At 41.7% G+C, this 23,587-nt stretch carries 20 protein-coding genes; 7 read left to right on the top strand and 13 right to left on the bottom strand.

All coding sequences use genetic code 11. The annotated features are described in order from the left end of the window. Positions 1-362: 362 nt before the first annotated feature. Positions 363-2,336 (bottom strand): ATP-binding protein, encoded by a 1,974-nt coding sequence (locus HWQ58_RS20435; RefSeq protein WP_292866547.1) that lies wholly within the window; start codon positions 2,334-2,336, stop codon positions 363-365. Positions 2,337-2,432: 96 nt separating this feature from the next. After that, a complete protein-coding gene (locus HWQ58_RS20430; protein WP_292866545.1) occupies positions 2,433-2,633 on the bottom strand; it encodes a hypothetical protein in 201 nt (66 codons plus the stop codon). Positions 2,634-2,699: 66 nt separating this feature from the next. Here HWQ58_RS20430 and HWQ58_RS20425 point away from each other — a divergent pair, with 66 nt between their 5' ends. Both HWQ58_RS20425 and HWQ58_RS20420 read left to right on the top strand, forming a co-directional pair. Further along, positions 2,700-3,116: a PIN domain-containing protein gene (locus HWQ58_RS20425; protein WP_366838326.1), complete on the top strand. Its 417-nt coding sequence runs from the start codon at positions 2,700-2,702 to the stop codon at positions 3,114-3,116. Next, positions 3,088-3,333, top strand: coding sequence for a toxin-antitoxin system HicB family antitoxin (locus HWQ58_RS20420; protein WP_292866543.1), 246 nt, complete (start codon positions 3,088-3,090; stop codon positions 3,331-3,333). Before HWQ58_RS20425 ends, HWQ58_RS20420 begins: the two co-directional genes overlap by 29 nt. A gap of 234 nt (positions 3,334-3,567) precedes the next feature. On the opposite strand, the gene HWQ58_RS20415 is transcribed toward HWQ58_RS20420, so the two are convergent. The 7 genes from HWQ58_RS20415 to HWQ58_RS20385 all read right to left on the bottom strand — a co-directional run bounded on the left by HWQ58_RS20415 (position 3,568) and on the right by HWQ58_RS20385 (position 13,153). Further along, positions 3,568-6,444 carry a pentapeptide repeat-containing protein gene (locus HWQ58_RS20415; RefSeq protein WP_292866541.1) on the bottom strand — a complete coding sequence of 959 codons (2,877 nt, stop codon included), beginning with the start codon at positions 6,442-6,444 and terminating at the stop codon, positions 3,568-3,570. A 232-nt stretch (positions 6,445-6,676) separates the two neighbouring features. Continuing rightward, positions 6,677-9,346 (bottom strand): tetratricopeptide repeat protein, encoded by a 2,670-nt coding sequence (locus tag HWQ58_RS20410; RefSeq protein ID WP_292866539.1) that lies wholly within the window; start codon positions 9,344-9,346, stop codon positions 6,677-6,679. 646 nt (positions 9,347-9,992) lie between these two features. Further along, positions 9,993-10,466, bottom strand: a complete 474-nt coding sequence (locus HWQ58_RS20405; protein WP_292866537.1) for a hypothetical protein — start codon at positions 10,464-10,466, stop codon at positions 9,993-9,995. A gap of 147 nt (positions 10,467-10,613) precedes the next feature. Continuing rightward, positions 10,614-11,036: a PIN domain-containing protein gene (locus HWQ58_RS20400; protein ID WP_292866535.1), complete on the bottom strand. Its 423-nt coding sequence runs from the start codon at positions 11,034-11,036 to the stop codon at positions 10,614-10,616. Next, positions 11,033-11,287, bottom strand: a complete 255-nt coding sequence (locus HWQ58_RS20395) for a hypothetical protein (RefSeq protein ID WP_292866533.1) — start codon at positions 11,285-11,287, stop codon at positions 11,033-11,035. The genes HWQ58_RS20400 and HWQ58_RS20395 overlap by 4 nt, the downstream gene beginning before the upstream one ends. A 13-nt stretch (positions 11,288-11,300) precedes the next feature. Continuing rightward, entirely contained in the window at positions 11,301-12,611 is a 1,311-nt protein-coding gene (locus HWQ58_RS20390; protein WP_292866531.1) for a Rid family detoxifying hydrolase, read from the bottom strand. A gap of 110 nt (positions 12,612-12,721) precedes the next feature. Continuing rightward, complete coding sequence (locus tag HWQ58_RS20385) at positions 12,722-13,153, bottom strand: NUDIX hydrolase (protein ID WP_292866529.1); 432 nt, start codon at positions 13,151-13,153, stop codon at positions 12,722-12,724. A 170-nt stretch (positions 13,154-13,323) separates the two neighbouring features. On the opposite strand from HWQ58_RS20385, the gene malQ reads away from it, so the two are divergent. After that, the gene (gene malQ, locus HWQ58_RS20380; RefSeq protein WP_292866527.1) at positions 13,324-14,838 is read left to right on the top strand and encodes a 4-alpha-glucanotransferase; all 1,515 of its coding nucleotides are present in this window, start codon (positions 13,324-13,326) and stop codon (positions 14,836-14,838) included. Between the two features lie 160 nt (positions 14,839-14,998). Here the strand turns inward: malQ and HWQ58_RS20375 are convergent, their stop codons facing one another. Both HWQ58_RS20375 and HWQ58_RS20370 read right to left on the bottom strand, forming a co-directional pair. Beyond that, positions 14,999-15,811 carry a RodZ family helix-turn-helix domain-containing protein gene (locus HWQ58_RS20375; RefSeq protein WP_292866525.1) on the bottom strand — a complete coding sequence of 271 codons (813 nt, stop codon included), beginning with the start codon at positions 15,809-15,811 and terminating at the stop codon, positions 14,999-15,001. A gap of 29 nt (positions 15,812-15,840) precedes the next feature. Then, on the bottom strand, positions 15,841-16,599 hold the full coding sequence (locus HWQ58_RS20370) for a pseudouridine synthase (protein WP_292866523.1): 759 nt from the start codon (positions 16,597-16,599) through the stop codon (positions 15,841-15,843). A 135-nt stretch (positions 16,600-16,734) separates the two neighbouring features. On the opposite strand from HWQ58_RS20370, the gene HWQ58_RS20365 reads away from it, so the two are divergent. Beyond that, on the top strand, positions 16,735-17,448 hold the full coding sequence (locus HWQ58_RS20365) for a DUF2993 domain-containing protein (protein WP_292866521.1): 714 nt from the start codon (positions 16,735-16,737) through the stop codon (positions 17,446-17,448). A gap of 201 nt (positions 17,449-17,649) precedes the next feature. On the opposite strand, the gene HWQ58_RS20360 is transcribed toward HWQ58_RS20365, so the two are convergent. Next, entirely contained in the window at positions 17,650-18,537 is an 888-nt protein-coding gene (locus HWQ58_RS20360) for a phosphatidate cytidylyltransferase (protein WP_292866519.1), read from the bottom strand. Between the two features lie 15 nt (positions 18,538-18,552). After that, the gene (gene cbiT / locus HWQ58_RS20355) at positions 18,553-19,155 is read right to left on the bottom strand and encodes a precorrin-6Y C5,15-methyltransferase subunit CbiT (RefSeq protein WP_104905801.1); all 603 of its coding nucleotides are present in this window, start codon (positions 19,153-19,155) and stop codon (positions 18,553-18,555) included. 93 nt (positions 19,156-19,248) lie between these two features. Between cbiT and HWQ58_RS20350 the strand changes: the two genes are divergently transcribed. The 3 genes from HWQ58_RS20350 (at position 19,249) to HWQ58_RS20340 (ending at position 23,574) form a co-directional block, all read left to right on the top strand. After that, the gene (locus HWQ58_RS20350) at positions 19,249-20,667 is read left to right on the top strand and encodes a serine/threonine-protein kinase (RefSeq protein WP_292866517.1); all 1,419 of its coding nucleotides are present in this window, start codon (positions 19,249-19,251) and stop codon (positions 20,665-20,667) included. Between the two features lie 69 nt (positions 20,668-20,736). Further along, the gene (locus HWQ58_RS20345) at positions 20,737-22,128 is read left to right on the top strand and encodes a serine/threonine-protein kinase (protein ID WP_292866515.1); all 1,392 of its coding nucleotides are present in this window, start codon (positions 20,737-20,739) and stop codon (positions 22,126-22,128) included. A gap of 54 nt (positions 22,129-22,182) precedes the next feature. After that, complete coding sequence (locus HWQ58_RS20340; RefSeq protein ID WP_292866513.1) at positions 22,183-23,574, top strand: serine/threonine-protein kinase; 1,392 nt, start codon at positions 22,183-22,185, stop codon at positions 23,572-23,574. The last annotated feature ends 13 nt before the right edge of the window (positions 23,575-23,587 follow it).

Below are 23,587 nucleotides of genomic sequence, written 5' to 3'. Positions count from 1 at the left end.
TCTTGACATTTTCATGAGAAAGCTTAATAATATCTTCTCAAGTGTGTTCCGTTAATACTCGGCCCTAAGTCCGCTAGAAGTTTGCAATAAAATCAAAAAACTGGCTTTAATTAAGGCCAGTTTTTTGAATGAATAGGGTTTCTATTGAGCAATTCTTAACTGGGATGCTCCGATCGTTTGCGAAAATTCAAGGAAACGTGATTGATTGGTGAGTAGGTAGACGCACTGAGGCTTGTGATTACACATCGCTTACAGTAGAAGCGTCAATTATCAATGACTTAAAAACCAATGGCACATACTGTTTCTGTACCAAAGATTGAAATCTCAAGCTCATAGTGCAAGTTCATTTGAATGGACTTGCACTATGAGAGAGGGAATTGATTAGCAGGTTGCTGTTGGGACTTGTGGGTTTTCTGGAGGATAGGTTGCAAATTACATGACTTAGTTAGACAAGACTGCAACAACTGTTGGATGGATGTAGCTTGCAGATGGTCAGGGAAGACAGTTAAAAAGTCATTTATGTCTTGGATAGCTTTAGCAATAGATTCAGAAGAAGCACCCTTTGATAAGGCATAGTGATATAAGTGGTCTGCTTGTTGAGTGTATTGAGCAGCCAAACAGTAAAGGGCTAAATTAAAAGCATTACGCCAGTCTTTAGTATCTTTTTTGTAATGCTCTGTAGCAAGCTTGATGGCAGGTATTAGGCAAGTTCGTGCTTTGGCTGGTTGCTTGAGGGCTAAGTAGACTAAAGCGCGATTATACATAGCATCTTCATAGCGTTTTTCCTCATAAGCTTTTAACCCATTTGCTAATTGCTTACCCCAATACTGAACTTCAGCAGAATCCCCATCTTTACCAGCCTGAAACATTACTGCTGCATATTGTTGGGCAAAAATGGGTTGATTTTTGAGTGCAGTCAGAAATTCATTAAGAGCTACCAATAAATTCTTTTGCGGTGACTGACATAACTTATGGTACAACACGTTTAATGTGTGACTTTGCCAGTTAGGATCGCGCTGTTTGTTATTTTCTTCCAATTGCAAATCGTTCCGTAGGCTGTCATAATATTCTGCCAACTTACTATGTATGTCAGCCCAACTTTGTGGGGATGAAAGGCGTTTGTGGCATAACATTTGGGTTCTAACGACATCATGATAAACCCAGCCTTTGCTATGTTCGTTGACAAAGGATGTTTCTTTGAGCCAAGTAAATAGCTCATCAGCTTCTTCTTCTGTTCTTAACTTGGCTATAACATCCCGGTTTAAGCACCGAGGAATGGCAGCATCAAGCACCACTTGTCGCCGTTTGGGATCGTCAATCCATCTTAAAAAGCTTTTTACAGCACTGCTGCTAGGCTCAATTACCTGGTTGGGGTGATTGGGATGAGCATCTGCTAGCATTTCTATTAGCAGGGGTAAGTTTCCAGAAACCTTTAAAATCACTTCGATAATGTGATTGTCTAGAATGCCTTTCCGAATTAGATATTGTTGGGCTTCTTCTTCTGTAAACGGTTCCAGAGGCAAACGAACTATTAATCCTTCGTAGGATGCCCAGTCATTTTTATCTAATTCTTGCCGACCGGCGATGATTATTAATATATTGGCAGATACTTTACCGTGCTGGTTCTCAAAAATTTCCCGTAGCCAGTTATCTAGGAATTCTCCGGTGCGTTCTGAGGAATCGAAAAACAGGACAACAGGAGTTTTATCAGCAATTTTAGAAATATCTTGCAAAAATAGCGGGGTCAGAACTTCTTCAGGTTCTTTAACTAAATGTACCTCATCTTTATTCGTTATTTTCTTTGCAATATAAGATGCCCATTCTCCAGCTTGGGTAGCCAAAGCATCCTCATCTACAATATCAAATACAGCACCGCCAACGGGAACTCGACGCGCCAGACGCACACCAGTTTTTACCATAGTTTTCCCTACAAAAGCACTAAAGCCTTGAGGAGCTTCGGGATCTGTTTCTAATTCTTGGCACTTTTGGCAGTACACTTTGTAGCGATCGCTAAACTGCGTTAGTTTATAACCTTGCTGTTCTAACTCTTGAGCTAAACGAGCCATGACTTCGGGTATAGTTTTTTCAACTTCATCAATGTAAGCCGAAATCATTTTTGCTTCGTCAGCAATTTTCCGAAACTGCCGCAGTAAGGTAGTTTTACCAACTCCGCCTTGACCACAAACGTTAAACAGAAAACAACGGCGATTGTCTTCTAGGGATAATGCTAAATTTTGGCGAAATCGGTTTACTTGGTCTTCACGACCCACAAAATTTGATTGTTGACGTTGCTTAACAATATCTTGTAAACTTTTGGGTTTGTCTTGTGTATTCATAACAAGATTTAATTTTGAGGCGTTAATGTTTCTAAAAAGAACTACTAAATAAACAAGGTGTATTTCGGAATTTTCCAAGCTTTTTTGAGGTAATTTTTATGCATTGACCTTCTGAGGCTCGACGTTGAGCTTCTGAGGCTCGACGTTGACCTTTTGAGGTTCGACGTTGACCTTTTGAGGCTCAATGTTGACCTTCTGAGGCTCGATGTTGACCTTCTGAGGCTCGATGTTGACCTTCTGAAGCTCGATGTTGACCTTCTGAGGCTCAACTTTGACCTTAGAACTGCAAAACAGCATTGATTCCTAAGCCGAGAGCCAGTATCATGCCTCTATGACAGTTCCGTTGTCCTTGATACAAATGTTATCGTTGCTGGTCTGCGTTCCAAACGAGGGAGTGCTTTTCGTCTACTGACACTCGTGGGCACAGGAATTTTTGATATCCATCTTTCGGTTCCACTGGTTTTGGAGTATCGAGAGGTATTATCGCGGCAACTGCCAAATCTATATATCACTGCACTAGATGTTGAAGAATTTATCGAGTTTCATTGCTCGGTTGCAACACAGCATCAGATTTTCTTCCTCTGGCGACCTTACTTGCCTGATCCAAAAGACGATATGGTGCTGGAGCTAGCAGTCAAGGCGCGATGTGATAGCGTAATAACATATAATGCTCGTCATTTTAAAGGCATTGAGCAGTTTGGGATAACAATATTGCACCTGCGGAGTTTTTGCAATCAACTGGAGCATTGTCATGAGCAACCTCAGCGTCCAGCTTCCTGACTCTTTATACAAAAGTTTGCAGGAACTTGCCAAACAAGACGGCATTTCTATCGATCAGTTTGTGGCGACAGCAGTTGCGGAAAAAATCGCTGCACTAACAACTGAAATTTATCTAGGGGAATTAGCAAAGCGAGGCAGTCGAGAAAAATACGACGCAGTTTTAGCGAAAGTACCAGATATTGAACCGGAATCTTACGATCAATTACCTACAGATTAACAACGCAGTGTAGGGTTTTTACTTTCAGGGGTAATTTTTGCCCAGCATTTGCAAAAGTTGGGAATGAAGCGATCGCCTACACATTGTCATGAGAAGGAGAAATCGCTTAATATTTGTATGCAATTACGTTCGCTGGTTTGCTAGGATGTGTTAGCAGCAGCGTAACGCATCGAAAGTATTTAGAATGATGCATTAAGAATGTAATGCACTTTACAAATTCTTAATGTTTGGAAGTCACTCATCAGAGTCTAAACCTGAATCTTCATTCAAGTCTGCTAAGTTTTCGCCCTCAAGATACGTCCCTTGAAGATTCACCCCTTGAAGATTCACTCCTTCAAGATTCACCCCTTGAAGATTCGCCCCTTGAAGATTTGCCTCTACAAGATTCGCCTGTTGAAAATATGCCTCTACAAGATTCGCTCCTCCAAGATACGCCCGTACAAGATATGCCCCTTCAAGATTCGCTTCTACAAGATTCGCCTGTAAAAGATTCACCCGTTCAAGATTTGCTCGTACAAGATTTGCTCGTACAAGATTTGCTCGTACAAGATTTGCTCGTTCAAGATTCGCCAGTTCAAGATTCGCGCCTCGAAGATTCGCCCCTTGAAGATTCGTTTCTATAAGATTCGCCCGTACAAGATTCGCGCCTCGAAGATTCGCGCCTCGAAGATTCGCGCCTCGAAGATTCGCCCGTACAAGATTCGCTTCTTGAAGATTCGTCCGTACAAGATTTGCCCCTTGAAGATTCGCCTGAGCAAAGTCTTTAAAAACTAAAACGCAACCTTGCAAATCTAAAAAACTCAGGCAATTCAAGCAAAACACATCAGCATCAGTAATAATTCTTTGCCCTTGCAAGCGGGAAATCCAGATACCGAAAACTTCAGGAATATGCCATTTAATTTTTGAAACTATTTTTGTCACTCTAGCGCAAGCATTTAAGACAGCTAACAACGCTTCTTCTGCATTTCGTGCTTGTCTATTTTCTTCTTGAAAATCAGGTCTGGGAGTCAAGTATTCCATTGGCATTCCATGACGCAACATAAAACCAATCAGATGGCATAATGTCTGCTGCCAATTCCTAACATCCGATACATTCTGTAAACGCATTTCATCCAAAACAAAGTTAAAAAGGTATTCATCCATAGGGGATGCACCGCAGAGAATTGCCCACCTTTTTAAAGCCTCGCGCTCATCCCATCCTTCATCTGGATCATCCTGGCCATCCTTCAGCTTTTTATGAATGAGTTTAATTTCTCGCACGATGCGTTTTGCTGTCAAATATTCACCAAAACTTTTGTGAGTGAATTCAAAAGTTTTTTCCTGTTCTTTAACTCCACTCTCCCGAAAATAAAAGGCAGTCAAAAGACGAGTTACGCCTAACTTTGCACTTTCCTGAAACTTGTCTAAAAGACTCTTTAAACTGCTGTTTTCACAATGGGCTTCAATCTCTCTAACTGTTGTTGTTCGTCCATCTCCATGCCAAGAAGCTAAAGCAATTTCTTCGAGGATGCGAACAAAGTCTTTTTCCTTAATTCCATGAAGAGCCGCATGTTGATGACTATCCCAACCGCGTTGATAAACTGCTGTGAGCAAATTGGCATAAATTGCATTCAGGTTGCCGTCTGTAGGAAATTTATTTTGTTGGTCAAAACTCAATGCTACCAAGTAATTCAGCAAGGGTTGAGCAGTAATTTCTATCAGGTTATCTTGGTTTAACTCTTTTGGTAAGCAATCATATCCCCTTCCGCTAGCATTGCCGTATTTCTGCCACCAAATCTGACGTTGATCTTGCTGCAACAAGTTTTGCTCGTCAATGTAATTCTTTCTCTCATCTTTAGGAACAAAATAAGGCAAGATATGCAAGATTTGCTGTGGTTGGCGAAAGTCGCTACTATTTGCCTGTACTACCAATTCTCGACCACTGATTAATACTTGTAAGCAAGTTTCACGAACATTAAACCGCTCTACTTTTCTTTGGACTTCACGCACAAATTGTTGAGCAATCTCAGTGGCAATTTTGCCCCGCATCGCAAGCTCATCTAAACCATCGAAGATAATCAGTAAGTGTGAATCAGCTTTATCTTTCTCTAGGGGGTTATATCTGAGAAAGCCATCGTCTCGCACAAATTTACCAACTGCATCAACTAAATCATCCGAGGGTTCAAAATAGTGCAAAGGTATAAATAGAACCGGAGTTTTCCCTTTTTCTGCTTGGTTAGCTGCAAAGATTTTGGCAAAGGAAGATTTACCACTTCCTGGGTCACCACTAATTACTCTAATGGCATCATTGCGATCGCCTTTTTCTAACCAAGCTTCTAGTTCAGTTTCTAAATCAAGCACAACTCGCTGATATTTATCATCTTCTCTCAGTCGGCGTTCAAATTCTTCTGACTTTTCACCCGCAACTTTCTGCTTATAGTAGGCGCGTAAGGGAACATAAACCTGTTTTAAACCAAAAGCTTCTAAAAGCATCGGTTCTTCAACCTGTTTTTGTAGCCAAGCTAAATAACGCTGCCATGACTGTTCCCGTTCATTGGCTTGAGTAAAGGGGGTATCGAGTTTTGCTTTTAAACAAGCATATTTTTCTGGATGTTTTGCCCACTCTTCATGTAGGGCATATACAAAATAGGTAGGAAGACGATGACTAATTGTCTGTGCTTGAGCTTGATTGACGCTAAAGTATTTTAACCAGTCGGCAAAAGCAGTTTTAATCGCTTCCAGAATCGGTAAATCTTTGGGATGGCTAAAAAAATCTTGGTCAATACGCAATTCTATACTTTCTAGGGAATGGTTGAGGCGATCGCACAATAGCTCAAGATCCTTTTCGTTTGGTTTTTCAAACAGTAACTCTTGATTTCCTTTCACCAAACTCACTATTGCTTCTACCAAAGAACGGTAAATTAGTAACCAAGCAACTTCCTCTGGTGCTGCTGCTAAACCTAGTGCTGCTGTAGCTTCTACAGCATCTTTGGCTACCTCTTCCCACTTACCCAAAACCCCATCTATCACACCTTTGCTTAGTGATTTGAATAGTTCTTTAAAGTCAGCTTTAATAGGTTTATTCCATAATGCAACAGGCTTGCTGACTGAAAATCCAGAGGTATTGCTCATAGCTGTTGTATGCTGCTGGTAGATGTACTGAGTCAATATATCCCTCTTTTGTCATGAGAAAGACAAAGTAGTAGTAGTGTAGGCTAGCAAAAACCGCAGGCATCGCTTAATATTTGTACGCAATTAGGTTTAGCGATCGCCTACAGTTTCTCATGATAAGAGCAAAGTAGTAGTAGCATAGGCATAGCCCGCCGCAGGCATCGCTTGATATTTCTAGTGGAAATTACATGACCTAAGTTAGAGAATGCAACAACCGTCGTATGGATGTAGCCTGCATATGGTCAGGGAACACGGTTAAAAAGTCATTTAGGTCTTGGATAGCTTCACGAATAGATTCTGAGGAAGCACCTTGAGATAAAACATGGAGATATAACCGCTCTGCTGGTTGATGATATTGAGCAGCTAAATAGTAAAGGGCTAAGTTAAAGGTATTAGACCAGTCTTTAGCATCTTTTTCGTAATGCTGTTTAGCAAGCTTGATGGCAAGTGATAGGTCAGCCCATGCTTTATCTGGTTGGTTAAGGGCTTGGTAGGCTAAAGCACGATTATACAATCTCCAATTACTGTCAGAATCTAAGTTAATAGCGCGGTTGAAATCTGCGAGAGCCTCATTATATAGCTTAAGCATCAGGTAAGTTTGACCGCGACGTGCGATCGCCCAGTCAAGTTTGGGGTTAAGTTCAATCGCGCGGTCAAAATCTTGTAGGGCTTCTGGGTAACGCTCCATTAAGCGATAAGTTTCACCGCGACTTGCGATCGCCCAGTCAAGTTTGGGGTTAAGTTCAATCGCGCGGTCAAAATCTTGTAGGGCTTCTGGGTAACGCTCCATTAAGCGATAAGTTTCACCGCGACTTGCGATCGCCCAGTCAAGTTTGGGGTTAAGTTCAATCGCGCGGTCAAAATCTTGTAAGGCTTCTGGGTAACGCTTCATTGAGTGATAAGTTAGACCGCGATGTGCGATCGACCAGTCAAGTTTGGGGTTAAGTTCAATTGCGCGGTCAATATCTTCTAGGGCTTCTGGGTAACGCTCCATTAAGCAGAAAGTTAGACCACGAAGTGCGATCGCCCAGTCATATTTGGGGTTAAGTTCAATTGCGCGGTCAAAGTCTTGTAGGGCTTCTGGGTAACGCTTCATTGAGTGATAAGTTTCACCGCGACGTGCGATCGCCCAGTCAAGTTTGGGGTTAAGTTCAATTGCGCGATCAATATCTTGTAAGGCTTCTGGGTAACGCTTCATTAAGCGGTAAGTTTGACCGCGCCAACCTAGAGCAATTGGTTGCCATTTAACTTCAATCCTAGAATTTTGTAGGACTGCGGTAAACATTTCTAATGTAAGTTGATAAAGGTTCTCCTCATAAGCTTTTAACCCACTAGCTAGTTGCTCACCCCAACGCTGAACTTCAGAGGAATCCGCATCTTTACCAGCCTGAAGCATCGTTTCTGCATATTGTTGGGCAAATTTGCGTTTATTTTTGAGTGCAGCAAGAAATTCATTGAGAGATACAGATAAATTCCTTTGCGGTGACTGACATAAGTTGTGGTACAACACGTTTAATGTGTGACTTTGCCAGCTAGGATGGCGCTGTTTATTTTCTTCGTCCAATTGCAGATCGTTCCGCAGGCTGTCATAATAGTCTGCTAACTTACCATGTATGTCAGCCCAACCTTGCGGCGATGAAAGGCGCTTGTGGCGTAACATTTGGGTTTTAACGATATCATGATAAGCCCAGCCATCAGAGCGTTCATTGACAAAGGATGTTTCTTTCAGCCAAGTAAATAGCTCATCAGCTTCTTGTTCTCCTCTTAATTTGGCTATAACATCTCGATTCAAGCACCCAGGAATGGCAGCATCGAGAGCAACTTGTCGCCGCTTGGGGTCATCAATCCATTTTAAAAAGCATTGTACAGCACTGCTGCTAGGCTCAACTACTTGGTTAGGGTCATTGGGATGAGCATCTGCTAGCATTCCCATCAGCAACGGCAAATTTCCAGAAAGGCGCAAAATCACTTCAATAATGCGATTGTCTGTAATGCCTTTGCGAGTTAGATATTGTTGGGCTTCTTCTTCTGTAAAGGCTTCCAGAGGGAAACGAACAATTAACCCCTCGTAAGGTGCCCAATAATTTTTATCTAATTCCTGGCGACCGGCGATGGTTATCAATATATTGAGAGACACTTCACCGTGGCGACCCTCCAAAATTTCTCGTAGCCAGTTATCTAGGAATTCCCCAGTGCGTTCATAAGTATCAAAAAACAAAACAACAGCAGTTTTATCGGCAATTTTAAAAATATCTTGCAAAAATAGCGGGGTTAGGATTTCTACAGGTTCTTGAACTAAGCGCACCTCATCTTTATTTGTTATTTTCTTTGCAACATAAGATGCCCATTCTCCGGCTTGGGTAGCCAAAGCATCCTCATCTACAAAGTCAAAGACAGCACCGCCAATGGGAACTCGACGCGCCAGACGCACACCAGTTTTAACTACAGTTTTGCCTACAAAAGCCGAAAAGCCTTGAGGAGCTTCTGGATCAGTTTCTAATTCTTGGCGCTTTTGACGGTAAACTTTGTAGCGTTCTGTAAACTGCGGCAATTTGTGACCTTGCCGTTCCAAGTCTTCAGCTAGACGACCCATAATTTCTGGGACAGTTTTTTCAGCTTCATCTATATAAGCCGTAATATTTTTTGCTTCTTCAGCAATTTTGCGAAACTGTCGTACAAGTGTGCTTTTACCAACCCCGCCTTCACCCCAAATGTTATACAAAAAATGACGGCGATCGTCTTCTACATGCAATGCCAGATTTTGGCGAAATTGATTGGTTTGGTCTTCACGACCCACAAAACCTAATTGCTGACGTTGCTTAATAATATCTTGTAGATTCCTGGGCTTGTTATATGGGTTCATTACAAAATTAAATTTTAAGGTGCTAATGCTTACAGAATAACTACTAAATACACACTCTATATTTCAGAATTTATTAATTTTTTTTTAGGTAATTTTATATATATTGACCTTCTGAAGCTCAATATTGACCTTCTGAGGCTCGATGTTGACCTTCTGAAGCTCAATGTTGACCTTCTGAGGTTCAATGTTGACCTTTTGAGGTTCAATGTTGACCTTCTGAAGCTCGATGTTGACCTTCTGAGGCTCAATGTTGACCTTCTGAGGCTCAATGTTGACCTTCTGAGGTTCAATGTTGACCTTCTGAGGCTCGACGTTGACCTTCTGAGGCTGAAAAATGTCCTGGCGACTTAGTGCTTCTCGGTGGAGTCTAATATAGACCTAACCCCTAGCCCCTTCCCTACTAGCGTTGGGGAGTAAGATTTAAAGCCTCTCCCCTTGTAGGGGAGAGGAATGGAAGTGAGGTCAAAGTGTATTTTAGATAAACGAGATGCGCTAAAGAAGTTGCGGCTATACAGACAAAACTTGCTTGTGCAAGTTTCAAAAATCTTTAGATTCAAGACGCGAAAGGGGCATAACATTATTATGCCCCTACAAAGAACGCTCATTGTACCTATTTAATAACTGCTGCGATCGCCTATTTTAAACTTTAGCTAACTGAGACTTCGGGTTTCTTTTTCTTAGAACGGCGGTTAAACCTGCGTCCCATCTCATCAATTACTGCATCCAAACCTGCGACATCACCGCTAGCTTTGGCATAGCTATAAACTGCTAATGCTGCTGCGTAAGCTTCGCTAGCAGAGGCTATACAGGTATCATCCACCAATTCTTGCAGTTGAGTTAAAGACAACAGCACCGGATACAAGTCCTCATATATTTCCAAATCTCGGCGCATCTCTTCTAAATCAAAAGAACGGGGCAAAAAGTTAGGGTTCTGTGTCGCCACTTCTAAAGCTTTGCTTACAAAAGCCCGACTTTTATCTCCCATCTTCAGCATCGTTCGCCGCTCTTCAGGGGTCAAATCTACCAAAAACGGTAACTTTTCTCTAATTGTAGCGATCGCTTGCATGACCACTTCCTTATCTGCTGGGGCTAGGCTGGCACTGATGCGATTTTCTGCCATTTTTAATACTCCTTTAGGGTACTTAATTTCAGTATTCCCAAAGTTATAAAGGCGATCGCATTTATCAGAGGGGAACACTCAAAAATACTTGCAATTGCCAATTCCCAACTCTGCTGTTAAAGTTCTAATTTTTCAAGTAATGATAACTCAAGCTTCTGTTTCCAGCAAAAGTGCCCGATAACCTGCTTGGACAAAGTGTTGATCGGCCGTTGCTGCAATGATTAAGCCCTGATCTTGCATGACAATAAACGAAATACAATCAGTTAGCCCCCAGGTTTTGTCTAGACGAGACTGATAAAGTTGTAAAGCATAGTTGAACAGTGGTGTGTCTAGACTCACAATATACATATTTGGCGTTTGATAGCACTGTTGGATAAACTGCATCGCAGCTGTGCGATTAAAAGCACTCAAAGCATTACCAACTTCGATTAAAACAGCTTTAGTCACCCATACTTCTACAGCATTTCGGACACGTGGTAGCAGTATTTTTGCGTTGATATGGTATTGATCGCGTGCATTCAGTAACGCTTGGATAAAAACAGTGTCTAAAAATATTCGCTCACCTGTCATGTGTTAATTTCAGGCTGACGTTTTGGTATGCCATACAGGTAATGGTCATGTTGACTTGCCCAATCTTCGGGTGCATCAACTGTTCCAGTTAAATCTTCTAATACATCCCACGCATCAGCCACTTTAATTTGAGATGAGTTAATTTCCTCAGTAACAATGGTAATCACATAGCGTTTGTTTGGTTCTAAATCAGGTGGAATATCTGGTCGCAAAACAGAACCATCAAATGTAACCGTTAAAATTTTGCTCATTATTCTATTTCTCCTAACCGCTAATCACAGCGATCGCATCAATCTCTACCAACACATCTTTAGGTAAGCGCGATACTTGGACACAAGCTCGCGCTGGGGCTGTATCTTCCGGGAAATATTTAGCATAAACGGCATTCACCGCCGCGAAATCATTCATATCAGCTAAAAATACAGTGGTTTTTACCACATCTTGAAAAGTCGCTCCGGCTGCTGTGAGGATGGCTTCAAGATTAGCTAATACTTGCTCAGTTTGTTTTTTAACATCATCAGTGTAGACGACATCACCAAGGCGGGGATCGATGGCAATTTGTCCAGCGATGAATACAAATTGACCTGAAGCTGCGATCGCTTGATTATAAGGGCCGACTGGTGCGGGTGCGTTATCAGTATTAATTACTTTACGAGTCATAGATATTACTTTCTCTAACGATGTTTCCTGTTTACCGATTTCTGCTTCAGCTGCGATCGGTTTGTAGACTTCTCCATCTGGCATTATCGCACCAGTCAGGTCAGCATCTTTAAAGGTTGCCCCATATATATTTGCCCCAGTTAAATCTACCTTCTTCAGCTTTGCCTCTTTCAGATTCGCGTTGATCAAATCTACTTTTTGTAGTTCTGCTTTCTCTAAATTTGTCCCCTCAAGGCAGGCTTTTCTGAAATTTACACCGATAAGATTTGCTGCACCTAGATCAGCCTGAGTCAGATTCATACCTGACAAATCCTTTTGAGATAAATTAACACCTCGAATTTTGGCTTCCTGCAAATTAGCACTTTTGAGTATCACTTGAGCTAAGTTTGCTTGACTCAAATCAGCTGCAAACAAGTTAGCTTTACTTAAATCAGCACTAGTAAGGTTAGCTCTAACGACTTTTGCTTCATTTAAGGATGCGTCGGTTAAGTTTGCAGAAGTGAGTGTCGCATCACTCAAGTTAGCGTTATCTAGATTGGCATTACTAAAGTTAGCGCTATTCAAGTATGCTTTACTCAAGTTGGCATTATCCAGATTAGCGTTACTAAAGTTAGCGCTACTTAGTTTTGCTCCACTCAAGTCAGCACTACTTAGGTCTGCCCAACTCAAATTTAAACTAGAACTTTCGCCCAACTCACTCAAATTTGCACCTGTTAGAGAAGCTCTAGTGAAGTTTGCATTTTTAAGTAATGCTTTGCTCAGGTTCGCATCATTTAAATCTACACCCGTCAAATCTGCACCTGTTAGGTCTATTCCACTCAGATTTGCATATTTGAGGTCTACTCCTCTAAGATTCTCGTTGTGAAATTGCCTTTGTCCTTCGGCGTATTTCTCCAACAGTGTCTCAGCATCCATAATTCACCTTTAAATACCACTGACACAGTATAATCACAAAAACTTTGTGTCACAGATATTCTTCTCCCCTCTTCTCTCTGCGCCCTTTGCGCCTTTGCGGTTCGTCCCTCTTACCCCAACCTCGCACGTATCCCATAATGCCGATATCGCCAATAATCCCGCAAAATGCGATCGTGGTCAAAACATAAATTACCAGGAACACACCAATACTCAAAAATGCCTACACCCTTAGCATCATCTCCAGCCACCGGTTCCCCCGTCGCCGTTGCCAAAAACACAATACTAATCGTATGCTGACGGGGATCGCGATCGGGGTCAGAATACACTAGTAATTGTTCAACCAACTCCACCTGTAAACCCGTTTCTTCCTGAGCTTCCCGCCGTGCTGCCACTTCCACCGCTTCCCCATAATCTACAAACCCACCAGGAATAGCCCAACCTAAGGGTAGATTATGTCTTTCAATTAACACTATTGGCCGATGAGGTCGATCTACGAGTTCAATGATGATATCAACTGTCGGTGTAGGATTTCGGTAAGTCATAATCTGTTAACAGTGAACAGTTAATAGTTAACTACAGTTAATAGTTAACTGTATTTGTTAGCTCTGTGACAACTGATAACTGATAATCGAATACTGTTCTGTGATAGATTCGATGCGATCGCCTAGCGTGTCGTTCAGACAATAGCTTCCTCCCATAATTCAGATTACTTATGCCTTTTCCTAGATCAAGTGGTATTTTGCTGCATCCTACCTCCTTTCCCAGTCGATTTGGCATTGGGGATTTAGGCTTAGAAGCTTATCGCTTCATCGATTTTCTTAAAGAAAGCCATCAACAATATTGGCAAGTTTTACCTTTGGGCCCCACTGGATACGGCAATTCTCCGTATATGTGCTACTCGGCAATGGCGGGAAGTCCCCTGCTGATTAGCCCAGAAAAACTGCGAGATGAGGGTTTGCTAACAGAAGAAGACTTTGCTAATTTACCGGGATTTCCGGAAGAAAAGGTAGATTTCGAGAAGGTTGTGCCGATTAAGATTGGGCTACTCAAAAAAGCCTATGAACATTTTAGAGTGAATGCCACACCCATCCAACAAAAAGAGTTTGAAGGTTTTTGCGACAGCAAAGCCTATTGGCTAGATAATTACGCCTTATTTATGGCGTTGAAAGATGCCAACGAGAATGCAAACTGGCATACATGGCCGTCAGAACTTGTCAAGCGGGATCCACAAGCAATGGAGCAAGTACAGGAGCAGCTCAATGGAGAGATTTTTTATTACAAGTTTGTCCAATTTGAGTTTTTCCGCCAGTGGTCAGAGCTTAAAAGCTACGCTAATATGCGCGGGATTGACATTATCGGCGATATCCCCATCTATGTAGCTCATGATAGTGCTGATGTGTGGGCGCATCCCAACATCTTTTGTCTAGATGAACAGACAGGAGCTGCCGCCCAAATGGCAGGAGTCCCACCAGATTACTTTAGCGCCACCGGTCAATTGTGGGGCAACCCGGTTTACAACTGGGAGGAATTGCAAAAACAAGACTTTAAATGGTGGGTACAGCGCTTTGAGGCAATGCTGGATTATGTAGATATAATTCGCATTGACCACTTCCGGGGCTTCGAGGCTTATTGGGCTGTGCCGCAAGGTGAACAAACTGCGATGAATGGTAAATGGGTGGAAGCGCCTGGAGATGCTTTTTTTGAAGTGATTAGGCAAAAGTTGGGCAAGCTACCCGTCTTAGCAGAAGATTTGGGAGTAATTACACCGGGGGTAGAAGCGCTGCGAGACAAGTATGAATTTCCGGGGATGAAAATTTTGCAATTTGCCTTTAGTGCTGATTCCGCTAATCCATTTTTACCATTCAATTATCGGCACAATGCTGTAGTTTATACCGGGACTCACGATAATGATACAACTATAGGCTGGTTCAATACAGCTGAGGACGAGGAAAAGCAAAACTTGTTGCTTTATTTAGGTTCTATCAGCCCTGATGGAATTCACTGGGATTTGATTCGCCTAGCTTTGAGTTCTATAGCCAACCAAGCGATTATTCCCTTGCAAGATATTTTGGGATTAGGAAACGAAGCGCGGATGAATTTTCCCAGTATTGCTGAGGGGAACTGGGAGTGGCGCTATCAAGCAGGGGCGATAACAGACGAATTGCGCGATCGCTTGAAAGTTCTTACCAAACTCAATGGACGCGCCCCGGAAGCCCAAGCCCAGTGAGGAGTGGGGCTGAGTGAGCAGGGGAGCAAGGGAGCAGGGGACAAGGGGGACAAAGAGGAATTATTGAATAAATCTTTTCCTGTTCTTCCCTCTCTTCCTTGTCTACCCTGTCTCTTTTCAATCCCCAATCCCCCATGCCCAATGCCCCATACCCCATATTTCAAAACTTAGGCTTGGCAGCAATCCTAACTTCTTCCTCTTTCCCTGGCTCTCCCATTTTCTTAGCTTTCTCTTGATTGACGCTCACTAACACACCACCAGCATTATCAGTTTTCACTGTCAGTTGCTCTTGGGCTTTCCAAATTCGGTGAGTTCCCTCTGGCAGAATACCCTCAAACTCGGTTTTGCCATCGGCTACTACACGAATCCAAGATGAGGCTTTCAAAGTCACACCAACCTGGACAACCTGTCCCTTTTGGACACCGCTAAGGGTATCGCTGACAGGTTGTACCTGCGTTGACTCTTTTAGTTGAGCTATTTCTGGTTTAACAACGGACTTTTGTTTAGGATATGGCTGGTTTGGGCTATTACTTGCTTGTAGTAACGCGTTATTTAATAACTGAGATAACCCATTTACAGAGCATACTATTAGTAATATGTAAAGAAAGTAAAGATGAATCGGACGTAGTTGAGCCAGGGGTGAAGTATCACCTCTACTTAAAGGGCTAACTTGTACAGAACTGACCGGAAAAGTGCCAGAAAATTCTACTCCATTCAAACCTAGTGCATCGGCAAATTGCCTGATTAAACCCTGAATATATACTGGTTCTGGCAGATCGTTTAAATTACCTTCTTCGATCGCCTGCAATAATCGTTGGGGAATCCTGGTCAATGCAACCACTTGCTCTAGAGATAAACCCCGTTCTTGACGCAATGCCCAAAGTTGAGCGCCTAATTCTGCCAACTTTTCGGCTCGTTGTTCCTCTAATGAAAGTGATGGCTGGTGCTTATTCTTCTTTCTTAGCCATTTCATGCTTACTGACACTCCTTAATTCCACTGAATCAATAATTAGGTTGCCTTATCTGATCTTGCAAAAAGTGAATCTCATAATCTTTAAGAGAACGATATTTACCCTCTGACAAAAAGGGTTCTTTTAGAGTTTGTAATTTAATTGGGCCGATAGCAGTCCGATGCAGCTTGATTACTGGGTATCCTAACTGTTGAGCTATCCGGCGAATTTGGCGATTTCTTCCCTCCTGCAATATTATTTCTAAAACGCTTTGCTCGCTACGATGTTCTATTAGATGTACCTTAGCAGCCCTAGTTTTTCTACCCTCCAACATCACACCTTGACGCCACATCTGTAGTACTGTTTCTGGAGGATGTCCTTTGACCAAAACATGATAAGTCTTGGAAATACTGTGACGTGGATGGGTTAATCCAAATGTCAGTTCTCCGTCATTAGTCAGGATTAATGCTCCTGTAGAGTCTGCATCTAAACGACCAACTGGATGAATACCTGAACCCTCCCGTAATTCTTTCGGTAGTAAATCTAGGACTGTTGGTCTTCGATGAGGGTCGTAGCAAGTCGAAACCACTCCCGGTGGTTTGTGCAGCAATAGATATATTAAAGCCGGACGCTGCTTTTGGGATACAGGCTTACCATCAATTGCGATCGCATCTTTTTCGGGATCGACTTTTTGACCTAAATGTGCCAATACCCCATTAATCCGCACCCGTGAGTGCCTAATCATTTCTTCGGCTTCACGACGTGAGGCGATACCCCATTGAGCGATAATTTTTTGTAACCGTACCTCCATGTGGAAATTGCTTATTTATTGTTATCAATTAGATGATATTTGCATTATGTAGCGAGTAGGCAGAAATGTTACATTTAAAGCTTATTTAATTTATGTTCAGTTGTTGAATAAATACTCATAAACAAATTGATTTAAATGCCAGATCAAAATTCTCAAACAACAAGTACAAATAAAACCCGCATAATTACGCAGGTACTCACAACAGCAGTCAAGCTCTGGTTAAGAGCGCAGGTCAGCCAAATATCGGAATTAGAAGTGGAGATTAAAGCTAGCGATCGCCAACTTTTCTCTGGACGCATTCCTTCGGTATCTGTTTTTGCTACTCATGCAGTTTATCAAGGTCTCCTAATTACACAAATTCAATTAATAGCAGAAAATATTCGGGTAAATATCGGTTCTGTACTCAAGGGAAAAGCCCTGCGACTGTTAGAAACAGTACCAGTGGTTGGCGATTTAATCGTAGATGAGAAGGATCTGAATGCTTCTCTCTCATCTGACTTATTATCGACTGCTTTGAGCGATCTATTGGTTAAGGTTTCACCAACAGATTACCCCCAGTCACAACCAATCAAGTGGCAAGAAATTCTCCTTGGAAACAACCAAATTATACTGCGAGGTTTGAAAGTAACCAATAGTGAAACAACACCTCTAGAGATTTGTCTGGGCTTACAATTACTCAGTGGGCATGAATTGCAACTGACATATATCCCAATCAAGCCCGACCAGAAAGATATATTAAAGGACAATCATGAGTACAACCTGGATCTTGGCTCAGATGTTGATATTCAAGAATTAACGCTGATCCCAGGCAAGCTGGTGTGTCGTGGGCGGATTAACGTTAACCCTTGATGATGACAAATTAAAAAATATTAATACTCTATTTTAAATTATATGGCGTCTAGTGGGGACTGGGGAGCAGGGGGACATGGGGATGAGGGGGATGAGGGGGACAAGGAGGTAAGAAACAAATTCCTATATCTCCCTTATCTCCCGCCTCTTCCTTGTCTACCTTGTCTCTTCTTCATGCCCAATGCCCAATGCGCAACTCACCTATTTACTAAGTAGTGGCAAAAGTAATGTCACAAAATAGTAAACCAAAGGAGCTGTGAAAATATAACTATCGGTACGGTCTAAAATACCACCATGACCGGGGATTAACTGTCCAGAATCTTTAACTCCAGCATCCCGCTTGAGCATAGATTCTGTGAGATCCCCTAAAAGACTAGCAATACCAATCAGTAAACCCAATGCTAAACCAGTGAAGAGGGATTTAGGCAAGTGAAGATAATAGGCTCCTGCTATGGCTACGGCAACACTTGAAGTAATGCCAAAGACAGCACCTTCTACAGTTTTTTTCGGGCTAATGTCAGATAAACGGGTTTTCCCAAAGAATTTGCCAATGGTGTAAGCACCGATATCAGCTGCCCAAATACACAAAAAAGTCAGTAGTGTGGCTGTAAAACCTTGTGCTAAAGAAGCGGAATTTGCCTTTTCCCAGAAATCTGTCCAGGTTGTGGGCCAGTAACCTCCAAAAGGGAGATTGCTAAAAGTAACGCTATCAATTGCTCGTAACCGCACCCAGTAACTTGGTAAATAACCTACGTAAAATAGCCCCATAATGGAAGCGGAAACATCAGCGATCGTGGCAAATTTGGGTTGAAACAGCAGGTAAAAACAAATAAGTGTGCCGGCTATTGGCATCACAGCGTCAGCTAAACTGCCATCAAGGGTGCAAATCACTAGCAATACTTGGCTGACAGCCATAGTAGTTTTAGCGGCAGGAGCGATGCCTCTGGCTCGCACCAAATTAAAATATTCCTGTTGACCCAAAAAGATGATAACCGCAAAGATGATGGTAAAGTACCAACCCCCCAAAAGGGTTGCCCAAAGAGCAAGAGCGATCGCAACAATTCCACTAATAATCCGAGACCAAGGCATAGAAGTATTTTGGATTTAGTCTAGTTTCTCACCACTGAGGATAAAAATGGGATCAACGGCGGTAAAGGTTTGAGAAAAGCCGCGTGTCTCTAGGCGATTAACCGCAGATTGGACAACTTCGATATTTCTAGCTCTTAACAGGGAAAAGCTCTGGGAAATAGCATACAGACTTTCTAGATTAGCAGCTGTGGCTACAACCCGACCGGATGGCGGCAAATAATGCCAAGCTGCTTGTAGAATTTCTTGAATGGGGCGACCTCCCTCAATACAAACGCGGTGAGGGGTAATTTTGAGGTCATGCAAACACTCTGGGGCGCTGCCTTCAACAACTTCGACATTTTTCACATCAAAGCGATCGCAGTTACGCTTGATCAGATTAGCTACTTCTTCATCCCTTTCGATAGCGATAATCTGTCCGTCTGGACACAATAGCCCTACCTCTACCGGAATTGTACCTGTCCCGGCACCAATATCCCACAACACGGAATCTGATTTTAGCCGCAGTTGGGCAATCAATAGTAGTCGGACTTCTCGCTGGCTCAGGGGAATTCCTGGCAAATGCTCGAATAATTCATCGGGAATACCAGGGGTAATATAAGGCCAAAGTTGGGAGGGCATAGAACTACGCAATTATACTAAAGATATCGATTTGCCAAATTGAAAAGCTATAAGCTATAAAACTTTTCAACCGTAGCATTACAAGAAATCATAATGATTGGCGAAATTTTAGGCGATGTTCGGGGACAAGACGCTGGGCGTCTACGCTACGAAGTTCAGCAGCTATTAGGAAAAAAAGCAGGGCGGCGGACGCTGTTAGCTCGTGATTTGCAAACTCAGGAATTAGTTGTCATCAAGTTACTCTCCTTTGGTGGTGACTTTGAATGGGATTCACTCAAGCTGTTTGAGCGGGAAGCCGAAACTTTAAAATCTTTGTCACATCCCTTAATTCCTCAGTATTTAGACTATTTTGAGGTAAATTTATCAAACATCAAAGGATTTGCTCTGGTACAAACTTATATTCCAGCAAAAACTTTAGAGCAATACTTACAATCAGGGCGGACTTTTACAGAAGCTGAAGTCAAACAGATAGCCAAAGCACTTTTAGAGATTCTCATTTATCTACATGGGTTGTATCCGCCTGTAATTCACCGTGATATTAAGCCTAGCAATATTTTATTGGGGGAGCGTTCTGGTAATAGTGTCGGTGAAGTTTATCTGATAGATTTTGGTTCAGTGCAGACTGTCCTCGGCGCAGAAACTGGGACAAGAACTGTAGTAGGAACATACGGCTATATGCCACTAGAACAATTTGGCGATCGCGCTGTTGCAGCTTCTGACCTTTATAGTTTAGGGGCGACGTTAATTTATTTGATGACGGGTAGTCACCCAGCCGATTTACCCCAAAAGGATTTTCGTATTCAGTTTGAACAAGCGGCTAATCTCAGTCCCAGCTTTAGCCATTGGCTAAAGTGGATGATTGAACCCAGTTTAGAACGGCGTTTTAGTTCTGCTGCTGTTGCGATCGCAGCTTTAGAGAAACCACAACCGACAAACTTGCCTACTTTGGTTGTTGGCAAACCAGATGGGAGTAAAATTCAATTAACCAAAAATGGAGATTCTCTAGAAATTATCGTTCCACCAGCTGGTTTTGATCCATCAATAGTATTCACAGGTTTATTTGCGATCGTCTGGAATTCATTTATCTTATTTTGGACAATTGGCGCACTCTCAGCACCTTTTCCTGTCAACATCCCTTTTGCCATGTTTTCAATTCCTTTTTGGGGTGCTGGCTTTATGATGCTATATAAATTTTTCTTTCATTTTTTTGGACGCATCTGCTTACGCCTGAATCCCAAACAAATTTCTCTAAGCTGGGAGTTGTTTTCTGGGAAATTTTATCGTTATCGTGCATCGCCAAGACAAAGTATTAATAAGTTAGTTTACATTCCCAAACATTTTACTAAAGATTCTGAAGGCACTAGAATTGCTGTTCCCGCACAATTGGATATTTGGGTAGGAGTAAAAAAATATCAACTTGGTGGTAGTGGTGGTGCAATTAAATCTGAAGCGGAACTGGAATGGCTAGCTCAAGAATTAAGTGATTGGTTACGTATGGATATTACCAAGTAGTATTTTATGTAATACTTTTAAATATAATTAGCTAGATTGCAGTATTTAAAGTATAAAAAAGTGCTGATTATGATTGGTCAAATATTCAGCGATCGCTACGAAGTTCAGCAGTTATTAGGTAAAAAAGCTGGGCGTATAACTTTGCTAGCTCGTGACTTAAAAACTCAGGAATTAGTTATTATCAAGTTACTCTCTTTTGGTGGTGACTTTGAATGGGATTCACTCAAGCTGTTTGAGCGGGAAGCCAAAACTTTAAAAAACCTAGCACATCCCTTAATACCTCGTTATTTAGACTATTTTGAGGTAAATTCACCAACCATCAAAGGATTTGCCTTAGTACAAACTTATATTCCAGCACAAACTTTAGAGCAATACTTACAAACTGGGCGGACTTTTACAGAAGCTGAAATCAAACAGATAGCCAAAGCGCTTTTAGAAATTCTGATTTACTTACATGGGTTGCATCCGCCTGTAATCCATCGTGATATTAAGCCTAGCAATATTTTATTGGGCGATCGCTCTGGTAATAGTGTCGGTGAAGTTTATCTAATCGATTTTGGTTCGGTGCAAACTGTCCTGGCTACAGAAACCGGGACTAGGACTGTGGTAGGAACCTATGGCTATATGCCACCAGAACAATTTGGCGAACGCGCTGTTGCAGCATCTGACTTATATAGTTTGGGCGCAACCTTAATTTATTTATTAACGGGTACTCATCCAGCCGATTTACCACAAAAGGATTTTCGGATTCAGTTTGAGCAGGTAGTTAATCTCAGGCCTAGCTTGACTCGCACTTTAAAGTCGATGACTGAACCGAGTTTAGAACGGCGTTTTAGTTCTGCGAGTGCTGCACTAGAAGCTTTGGATGAACCGCAAATTGAAAGCGTTAGAACTTTAAATGTTATTCAACCAGCTGGTAGCAAAATTCAACTGAAAAAGAATCGGAATTCTCTAGAGATTGTTTTTCCACCTGTTGGGCTTAATTCATCAACATTATGTACATCTGAAGGTGTAGACCCACTCTTCTTTAGTTTCATTACCCTAATCTGGACAATAAACCTTTTCTTATATCCTTCTAAGCGCTTAAACCTGCTCTTATTTTTCTTGTATAGTATTTTGTTTTTGATGATATCTAGATTTCTTTTTCCGTTATTGAAACGCATCCGTCTACGCCTAGATCAGCAGCAAATTACTTTTAAAAATGAGTTATTGGGATTTAAATTCAACCGTACCTATCCATCACCAAGACAGGATGTACATTTAGTTTACATTTCCAAACGGTTTGAAAGGGAGTCAAAAACTGGTAATGAAGTTAATGTTATGCCTCAATTAATACTTTGGGCAGGAGTGCATAAATATCAACTAGCTGGTGCTAATGGTGTGATTAACTCCGAACCAGAAATTGAATGGCTAGCTCAAGAATTAAGTGATTGGTTAGATATACCAATTACCAGAGAGTAAAGCTTTTCTATTTCAGAGATAAAAATATGAAAATAATTAATCAAATTACTTTTTATGATTGGTCAAATATTAGGAGAGCGCTACGAAGCTCAGCAACTATTAGGTAAAAAAGCAGGGCGGCGGACTTTGCTAGCTCATGACTTGGAAACTCAAGAATTAGTTGTTATCAAGTTACTCTCTTTTGGCAGTGACTTTGAATGGGATTCACTCAAGTTGTTTGAGCGGGAAGCCCAAACCTTAAAATCTTTGTCACATCCTTTTATCCCAAGCTATTTAGATTATTTGGAAGTAAATTTACCCACCATCAAAGGATTCGCTCTAGTACAGAGTTATATCCCAGCTCAAACTTTAGAGCAATGTTTACAAACTGGGCGTAGTTTTACAGAAGCTGAAATCAAAGAAATAGCCAAGGCGGTTTTAGAAATTCTGATTTACTTACATAAACTGCATCCACCTGTAATCCATCGTGATATTAAGCCTAGCAATATTTTATTGAGCGATCGCTCTGGCAATAGTATCGGTCAAGTTTACCTGATAGATTTTGGTTCGGTGCAAACTGTCTTGGCTACAGAAGGTGGGACAATAACTGTGGTAGGAACCTATGGCTATATGCCACAAGAGCAATTTGGTGGACGTACCGTTCCCGCTTCTGACCTTTACAGTTTAGGTGCAACCTTAATTTACTTATTGACGGGTACACACCCAGCCGATTTACCCCAAAAGGATTTTCGGATTCAGTTTGAGCAAGTGGCTCATGTCAGTCCAAGCTTGATTCGCTGGTTAAAGTCGATGACTGAACCGAGTTTAGAACGGCGTTTTAGTTCTGCGAGTGCTGCACTAGAAGCTTTGGATGAACCGCAAATTGAAAGCGTTAGAACTTTAAATGTTATTCAACCAGCTGGTAGCAAAATTCAACTGAAAAAGAATCGGAATTCTCTAGAGATTGTTTTTCCACCTGTTGGGCTTAATTCATCAACATTATGTACATCTGAAGGTGTAGACCCACTCTTCTTTAGTTTCATTACCCTAATCTGGACAATAAACCTTTTCTTATATCCTTCTAAGCGCTTAAACCTGCTCTTATTTTTCTTGTATAGTATTTTGTTTTTGATGATATCTAGATTTCTTTTTCCGTTATTGAAACGCATCCGTCTACGCCTAGATCAGCAGCAAATTACTTTTAAAAATGAGTTATTGGGATTTAAATTCAACCGTACCTATCCATCACCAAGACAGGATGTACATTTAGTTTACATTTCCAAACGGTTTGAAAGGGAGTCAAAAACTGGTAATGAAGTTAATGTTATGCCTCAATTAATACTTTGGGCAGGAGTGCATAAATATCAACTAGCTGGTGCTAATGGTGTGATTAACTCCGAACCAGAAATTGAATGGCTAGCTCAAGAATTAAGTGATTGGTTAGATATACCAATTACCAGAGAGTAAAGCTTTTCTATTT

This window comes from Nostoc sp. LPT (genome assembly GCF_017115165.1).
Lineage (GTDB): Bacteria > Cyanobacteriota > Cyanobacteriia > Cyanobacteriales > Nostocaceae > Nostoc.
The sequence above is the reverse complement of the archived record's forward strand: the minus strand, read 5'-3'. Positions and strand labels throughout refer to the sequence as shown.